The sequence below is a fragment of the Falsirhodobacter xinxiangensis genome (genome assembly GCF_004959935.1).
Lineage (GTDB): Bacteria > Pseudomonadota > Alphaproteobacteria > Rhodobacterales > Rhodobacteraceae > Falsirhodobacter > Falsirhodobacter xinxiangensis.
Map to the genome: position 1 here is coordinate 190,885 of NZ_SMYN01000007.1, position 7,568 is coordinate 198,452.

Here is a 7,568-nt window from a genome sequence, read left to right on the forward strand (position 1 = left end):
TCGCGGCCTGTGGAGGGGCCGCTTCTTGGGAGGACGACCAATGGAGTTGACGCGAAGCGCGCCCTCGGGCAGCGCCTCGTCGGTCGCCGTGGAAACGGTGGCCGAACGGGGATACAGGGGCATTCCCATCGGGCTGGAACGCGGATCGGGATCGCGCAAGCTGCTGGCGCGGATGATCCGGGTGATGTTCCCGCATGACGGCCTTTCCGACGCGCCCTATATCCGCGCCGCCGAGGCGGTTCTGGCGCTGGCCTGCGAAAAGCCGGGGCGGCAGGTCGCCTTTGCCGCCGCGATCCAGGACCTGATGAACGAAGGGTTCGAGGCGATGGACGATGATGCCGCGCTGGCCCATCTGCGCAAGATGTCCGCCGCCGATTTCTTCACGCAGGTGCAGGGCAAGGCGCTGCTGGCCTTCTATGACGACCCCGAGGTGTGGGAGCATCTGGGCTATGAGGGGCCCAGCTTCGACAAGGGCGGATACGTGAACCGCGGTTTCGACGATCTGGACTGGCTGCCCGATCCGCGCATCGACGAATATGACGGAGGCGAGCAATGAAACGGATCGCACTGGACGAACCCGCCGTCGTCATCATCGGATCGGGCGCGGGCGGCGGCACGCTGGCGCATGAGCTGACCCGGCAAGGCATCGAATGCGTCGTGCTGGAGGCCGGCCCCTACCTCAAGAACGAGGATTACGAGAACGACGAATGGAAGGCCTTCAACCAGATGGCATGGCTCGATCCGCGCACCACGTCGGGATCGTGGCGGATCGCCAGGGATTTCCCCTCGTTGCCCGCGTGGCTGGTCAAGGCGGTGGGCGGCACCACGACCCACTGGTCCGGCGCGACGCCGCGTTTCAAGGAACACGAGTTCAAGGCGCTGTCCACCTATGGCCATGTCGAGGGCGCGAACCTGCTGGACTGGCCCCTCACGCTGGCCGAGATGGAGCCGTTCTATGAACGGGCCGAGATGGCGATGGGATCGACCCACCGGCAGGGGCGCCCGGCGCTTCCGGCCAACAACAACTACAAGGTCTTTGCCAACGGGGCCGAGCGCATCGGCTATAAACGCTATGCCACCGGCCCCTATGCGACCAATGCCGCGCCCTATGACGGGCGGCCCGCCTCGATTCAGGACGGGTTCAACTTTCAGGGCGACAAGTCCGGCGCGAAATGGTCGATCATGGTGCGGGAAATCCCCCGCGCGCTGGAGACCGGCCTTCTGGACCTGCGCCCCGACAGCCATGTCGTGCGGATCACGCATGACGCCTCGGGCAAGGCGGACGCGGTGATCTATGCCGACAAGGACGGCAACCTGCACCGCCAATCGGCGCGGATCGTCTGCGTCGCGGGCAATTCGATCGAAACGCCGCGGCTGCTTCTGCTGTCGGACAGCGCGCGCTTTCCCAATGGTCTTGCCAACGGGTCGGATCAGGTGGGCCGCAACTACATGCGCCATCTGACGGGGTCGGTCTATGCCCGCTTCGACAAGCCGGTGCGCATGTATCGGGGCGAGACGATGGCGGGGCTGATCGCCGACGAATCCCGCCACGACCCTTCGCGCGGGTTCGTGGGCGGGTTCTATATGGAGACGATCTCGCTTGGGCCGGCCTTTCTTGCGGCCTTCGTCGAACCCGGCGCATGGGGGCCGGATTTCGCAAGGATCATGTCCTCCTATGCCAACACCGCAGGCATGTGGATCGTGGGCGAGGATATGCCGCAGGCAGACAACCGCATCACGCTTTCGACCACGGTGCGCGACCATCTGGACCTGCCCGTCGCCAACGTTCATTTCGACGATCACGACAACGACGTCGCCATGCGCGAATACGGATACGGCAAGGCGGCAGAGCTTTACGACGCGGTGGGTGCCATCGGCCATCACCGCACCCCGCCCTATCCATCCACCCACAACCTTGGCACCTGCCGCATGTCGGACCGCCCCGAGGATGGCGTGTGCGACCGCAACGGGCGGGCGCACGAGGTGGCCAACCTGTTCATCTCGGACGGATCGCAGATGACGACGGGGGCGGCGGCGAACCCGACGCTGACCATCGTGGCGCTGGCGATGCGTCAGGCCGACCATCTGGCGGGCGAATTGAAACGGGGGAACCTGTAGGATGTGCCGCGTCTTCGTCGGGGCCGACCCGCAGCTTTGGGAAAGCCAGACGCGGTCCATCCGCATGGACGGGATGGTGACCAGCGTGCGGCTGGAGACCATGTTCTGGACCGTGCTGGAACAGATCGCCGCGCGGGACGAGATGAACGTGCCGCAGCTTCTGCACCAGCTTTACAACGAATCCATCGACGAAGGGCATGACATGGGCAACTTCACGTCCTTCCTGCGCGTCTGCTGCCTGCGCTTTGTCGACCTTGCGTTGAAGGACAAGGCCGACCCTGCGCTCTTGCGTCCGTTGGAGCAGACGGCCCGCCCGAACTGAACCCTCGCGCCATCCGCCCCTCAGCGGGTGGCGCTCAGCTTGGCGCGGCGTTCGATCCATGTGGTGAACCGCACCAGCGGCCAAAGGATCGCGATATAGATGCCGGCAGCAAGGATCAGCGGCGTCGGGTTCGCGAACAGCGCCTGCGTGTCGGTCGCCTGTTTCAGCAGATCGTTCATCGTCACGACCGACGCCAGCGACGTGTCCTTGATGATCGCCACCGAATAGGAGGCCAGCGGCGGGATCACGAGCCGGATCGCCTGCGGCAGCACGACCTTGCGCATCGTCAGAACGAAGGGCAGGCCAAGCGCGGCCGACGCCTCGAACTGGCCCTTCGGGACCGCCTCGATCCCCGCGCGGATCACCTCGGCGGTATAGGCGGCCAGCACCATCGACAGCGCCAGCGTCGCCGCCGTGAATGCGCCCATCACGACGCCGACGAAGGGCAGCGCGTAATAGATCAGGATCAGCAGCACCAGCACCGGGATCGCGCGGAAGATGTCGATATAGACGGTCGCCAGCAGCCGCAGGGGCCGCGCGGCATACATCCGCACAAGGCACACCAGCACCCCGGCGATGCCGCCCAGCACGATCGACGCCGCCCCCAGAAGCAGCGTGTTGCCCAGCCCGCGCAGAAGGATGGGGAAGGCCTTCCCCATCACCTCGACGTTGAAGAATATGTCGATCAGTTCCATCGTCACTCGGTCGGGATCGGAAGGGGGGTCAGCGTCAGGCTGCCCTCGGCCGGGGCCACGCCGAACCATTTCTCGTGCAGGCGCGCCATGGTCCCGTCGGTCTTCATGGCCGATATGGCGTCGTTCACCGCAGGAAGCAGGTCCGAATCCTTCGGCATCATGATCGCGAAACGCTCGTCTGTCGGCACTTCGGCGGCGACGGCGATGCCGGGGATCTGGGTCATCGCGTGGCGCAGGCCGACCACGTCGTTCACGGCCGCCTCGATCCGCCCGCTGCGCAGGTCGGTCAGCATGTTGGCGGTGGAATCATAGCTGGAATAGCTGCCCAGTTGCAGTTCGGCCTCGCGCTCCTTCACCCAGATTTCGGGGAAGGACGTCGCGATCGACCCAACGCGGCGGCCCTTCAGATCCTCGACGGAGGCGATCCCTGCGCCTTCCTTGGTCGCGATGCCCAGCGCGCCCGCGACATAGGGCTGGGTGAAGGACTGCGATTGCAGCCGTTCGGGCGTGATGGTCAGCGACGAGATGACCATGTCCACCCGGCGCGAGGCCGCCGCCACGAACAGCGCGCGGAAATCGAGACCGGAAAATTCGGCGGTCGTGCCAAGGCGGGCCGCGATCTCGTTCACCACGTCCACCTCGAACCCTTCGAAGGCGCCGGATTCGTTCTTGTATTCCCATGGCGGGTTCGCGGGATAGGCGCCGACGCGCAGGACATCCTGCGCAAAGGCCGGGGCGGCAAAGGCAAGGGCAAAGGCGACGGAAAGCGTTCTCAGGATCGACATGACATGTCCTTCTGGATCAGGTTTCGGACAGAAAGCGCGACATCCAGGATTGCACGGCGGCGATATCCTCGATCATCGCGCGGCGGGCGGCGCCTGCATCGCGGGCGGCCAGCGCGGCCAGGATGTGGTCGTGGTGGCGGGCATAGCTGAGCGTCATGTCCGCCTTCAGCACCTCGCGCATCTTTTCGGACAGAAAGCGCGTATAGGGGCCGGAGCGGAGCCAGAGGTTCTCGATCTGCTCCAGCAGCACGCCGCTTCCGGCGGCGCGATAGATGTGGAAGTGGAAGGCCTTGTTGCCTGCCAGCATGTCCTCGATCCGGCCCGAAACCAGCGCGGACTGATGCGCGTCCGAAATGGCGCGAAGCGTGTCCAGCGATGCGGCGTCCATCCGCCCGCAGGCCAGTTCCGCCGCGCCGCCTTCGATCACCTGCCGCGCAAGGCACAGCTCGTCATAGCCGGCGGCGCTGAGCGGGGGCAGCGTGGCGCTGTTCCACTTGCCCTCCATCAGCGCGCCTTCGTCCGTCAGGCGGCGCAGCGCCTCGCGCACGGGGGTGTTGGATGTGCCGAACCGTTCCGCCAGTTCCGAGATGGCAAAGCTGGACCCCGCCTCGAAATTGCCCTCCATCAACGCGGCGCGAAGCTGTTCGTAAACCACGGTCGCGATGGTCTGGCGGCTGGTGATCGGGGTCAGCATCGCAGCGCGTCCAGAAGCGCCGCGCAGTCGTCCGCGCTGGTGATCGACCCCGGCGACAGGCGCAGCACCGTGCCGCGCATGTCGGCATGAAGGCCGCGCGCGCGCAGCCGGTCCACAAGACCTTGGCCGGGCACCGTGACCATCACGCTGCCCCCCCGCATCGCCGCATCGGTGGGCGAGACGATGGCGAATCCCTGCCCCCGCAGCCCGTCCAGAAGCTGATCCACCCGCGCCGCGTTCTGCGCGGCCAGCGCCTCGATTCCCGTGGCCAGCACATGGTCCAGACCCGGCTGGCTGGCGACGGCGGGCAGCACGTTCGGCGTTCCGTTGTCGAACCGGCGCGCGTCGGGGGCAAAGGCAAAGGCGCCCAGATCCCATGAGAACGGGTTCGACTGGCTCCACCAGCCGCGAAACTCGGGGCTGCATTCGGCCAGAAGCCCGGGCATCACCTGAAGCACCCCGGCCCCGGACACGCCGGCCAGCCATTTCAGCGACGATCCGACTGTGAAATCCGCCGCCGCGGCATAGGGCCGGATGCCGACCCCTTGGGTGATATCCACGCCGACGAGGCTGCCCATCGCCCGCCCGTGACCGATCAGCCGGTCCAGATCGCAGCGATGCGATGCGGTCGATGTCACCCATGTCAGCAGCGCCAGCCGGACGTCGCGCCCCCATGCCGCCACCATGTCGTCATCGGTGACATAGGCGCGCCCGCCCGTCGGCTGCACCGTCTTCAGCGTGAAGCCGATCCGCTGCCCCAGTTCCGCCAGCAGGAAATGCAGGCTTGGAAAGCAATCGGCGGCGATCAGCACCTCGCCCCCCGCCAGCCGCGCCTCGGGGATGCCGCGCATCAGCGTATAAAGCGCCGCCGTGACGCTTTCGGCCAGCGTCAGGGTGGCAGGCGGGGCGTCGATCAGGCGCGACCAGCTTTCGATGAAGCGCCCGCGCCGGGTCATCGCGTCGGGCCATTGGCCGTCGTCGCTGGCGCACCAGCGGGCGGTGAAATCGGCCAGCGCCGCGTTCACCGCCGCCTCCTTGCCCGGAAATGTGCCGATGGAGTGGTAGAGGAAGTAGCCCATTCAGCGATGCCCCAAGTCCCAGAAGATGCCCGCCATGATCGCCAGCCCTTCGCGCACGATGGCGATGGGCAGGTGTTCGTCCGCCCCGTGCTGGCCGCATCCGGGATATGAATGCGGCACCCAGATGGTCGGCAGGCCCAGCGTGTCGGTGAAGATCGTGTTCGGAAGCGAGCCGCCAAGATTCGGCAGGATCACCGGCGGCGTGCCCATCGTCCGCTCGATCGAGGCGGCGACGAAGCGCACCCATTCATTGTCCAGATCCGATCGGCTGGCGGGAAAGGAGGCGTCGGTGGCGGGCACGATCTGCACGCGCTGGAACCCGGCCGCGTCCAGCTTGCGGCGGATGGCGGGCAGGATCGCATCCGTATCGACGCCGACCGGGTGGCGCAGTTGCAGCCGCGCCTTGGCCCATGGCGGAATGGCGTAAAGCGGCTTGGCGATGTTGCCGACCTCGATCTCCATCACCTCCAGCGTGGACCAGCCATAGACGCGCTCGGCCTGGCTCAGCCCCGGCGCGCCCCACCATGCGTCAAGGTCCGGATCGCCCGGCGCGGTTTCGATGGTGCAGCGGGCCAGCGCCGCGCGCACGTCATCGGGTATGGTGCCGGGGGTCAGTTCGGGGACCAGACATTCGCCCGTCGGCCCGATCAGCGCGGCGATGGCGTGGGACAGTTCCACCCCCGGATTGGCCAGAAGCCCGCCCCAGTTGCCGGAATGGTGGTAGCCTTCGCGGGCCACCACCTCCAGGTGGATGTTCACGCCGCCGCGCGCGCCCAGAAAGATCGTTGGCTGTGCCAGCCCGATGCGCGGCCCGTCGGACGCGATCAGCATGTCTGCGGCAAAGGCCTCGGCCTCGTCCGCGATCAGTTCGGCAAGGGCGGGCGATCCGTATTCCTCGCCCATCTCCATCAGGTATTTCAGGTTGAAGCCAAGCGGGCCATGGGCCAGCACCGCCTCCAGCGCGGCAAGGTTGACCGAATGCTGGCCCTTGTTGTCGGCGGTGCCGCGGCCATACCAGCGCCCGTCCCGTTCGGTCATCGTGAACGGCGCCAGCCCCTCCGACCATTGTTCGGGAACGCCCGTGACCACGTCGCCATGACCGTACATCAGCACGGTCGGCAGGGCCGCATCCTCGATCCGGCTGGCCAGAAGGAACGCGCCCGGCGCGGCGTCGCGGCGGAAGATGCGGGTGGCAAAGCCCAGACGGTCGAAGACGGGGATCAGTTCGTCGTCGATATAGCGTTGAAGGTCGGCCTTGTGCGCCGCCTCGCGCGAGACGGTGGGCATCGCGACCCGGCGCGCCAGATCGGCCTTGAAGCGGCCCGATGCCAGCACGTCCAGCGCGGCGGCGATGATGGTTTCACGGCTCATGCAGCACCTTTCCAGTCTTCGGCAAGCAGGCACGCCGCCCCGCTGCCCGCGCCGACGGGCTGCGGCACGGTCGTCTTGCAGACGGCCATCGCGCGCGGGCATCGCGGCTCGAACGGGCAGCCGGGGGGCGGGTTCAGCGGGTTGGGAAAGGACGTGCCAAGGCCGATATCGGGCACCCCCTCCCCCGGTGCGACGGTCAGCGCCGATTGCAGCAGCGCGCGGGTATAGGGGTGGCGCGGCGCGTCGAAGACCTGCGCGGTCGTCCCCGCCTCGACCACCCGGCCCAGATACATCACGGCCACCTGATCGACCAGATGTTCGACCACCGACAGGTTGTGCGAGATGAACACATAGGTCAGCCCCAACTCCGCCTTCAGATCCATCAGCAGGTTCAGGATCTGGCTTTGCACCGACGCATCCAGCGCCGAGGTCGGCTCGTCGCAGATGACCAGTTCGGGCTTCATCACCAATGCGCGGGCGATGGCGACGCGCTGGCGCTGCCCG

Annotated in this window: 9 protein-coding genes; 3 read left to right on the forward strand and 6 right to left on the reverse strand. The window is 66.9% G+C overall.

Annotation, left to right across the window (positions count from 1 at the left end):
- The first annotated feature begins 40 nt into the window (after positions 1-40).
- The 3 genes from E2K76_RS11040 to E2K76_RS11050 are packed head-to-tail and all read left to right on the forward strand — an operon-like array spanning position 41 to position 2,440.
- Positions 41-556 carry a hypothetical protein gene (locus tag E2K76_RS11040; RefSeq protein WP_136684354.1) on the forward strand — a complete coding sequence of 172 codons (516 nt, stop codon included), beginning with the start codon at positions 41-43 and terminating at the stop codon, positions 554-556.
- Positions 553-2,118, forward strand: coding sequence for a GMC family oxidoreductase (locus tag E2K76_RS11045; RefSeq protein WP_136684355.1), 1,566 nt, complete (start codon positions 553-555; stop codon positions 2,116-2,118). The genes E2K76_RS11040 and E2K76_RS11045 overlap by 4 nt, the downstream gene beginning before the upstream one ends.
- 1 nt (position 2,119) lies before the next feature.
- The gene (locus E2K76_RS11050; RefSeq protein WP_136684356.1) at positions 2,120-2,440 is read left to right on the forward strand and encodes a ribbon-helix-helix domain-containing protein; all 321 of its coding nucleotides are present in this window, start codon (positions 2,120-2,122) and stop codon (positions 2,438-2,440) included.
- A gap of 20 nt (positions 2,441-2,460) precedes the next feature.
- On the opposite strand, the gene E2K76_RS11055 is transcribed toward E2K76_RS11050, so the two are convergent.
- From E2K76_RS11055 to E2K76_RS11080, 6 genes are all read right to left on the reverse strand, one after another.
- Positions 2,461-3,135, reverse strand: coding sequence for an amino acid ABC transporter permease (locus E2K76_RS11055; RefSeq protein WP_136684357.1), 675 nt, complete (start codon positions 3,133-3,135; stop codon positions 2,461-2,463).
- A 2-nt stretch (positions 3,136-3,137) separates the two neighbouring features.
- A complete protein-coding gene (locus tag E2K76_RS11060) occupies positions 3,138-3,920 on the reverse strand; it encodes an ABC transporter substrate-binding protein (protein WP_136684358.1) in 783 nt (260 codons plus the stop codon).
- A gap of 16 nt (positions 3,921-3,936) precedes the next feature.
- Positions 3,937-4,614, reverse strand: coding sequence for a GntR family transcriptional regulator (locus E2K76_RS11065; RefSeq protein WP_136684359.1), 678 nt, complete (start codon positions 4,612-4,614; stop codon positions 3,937-3,939).
- The gene (locus E2K76_RS11070) at positions 4,608-5,693 is read right to left on the reverse strand and encodes an aminotransferase class V-fold PLP-dependent enzyme (RefSeq protein ID WP_136684360.1); all 1,086 of its coding nucleotides are present in this window, start codon (positions 5,691-5,693) and stop codon (positions 4,608-4,610) included. The genes E2K76_RS11065 and E2K76_RS11070 overlap by 7 nt, the downstream gene beginning before the upstream one ends.
- Positions 5,694-7,064: a M20/M25/M40 family metallo-hydrolase gene (locus E2K76_RS11075; RefSeq protein WP_136684361.1), complete on the reverse strand. Its 1,371-nt coding sequence runs from the start codon at positions 7,062-7,064 to the stop codon at positions 5,694-5,696.
- The coding region (locus E2K76_RS11080) for an oligopeptide/dipeptide ABC transporter ATP-binding protein (protein ID WP_136684362.1) at positions 7,061-7,568 on the reverse strand (508 nt) is incomplete at its 5' end. The genes E2K76_RS11080 and E2K76_RS11075, both read right to left, overlap by 4 nt.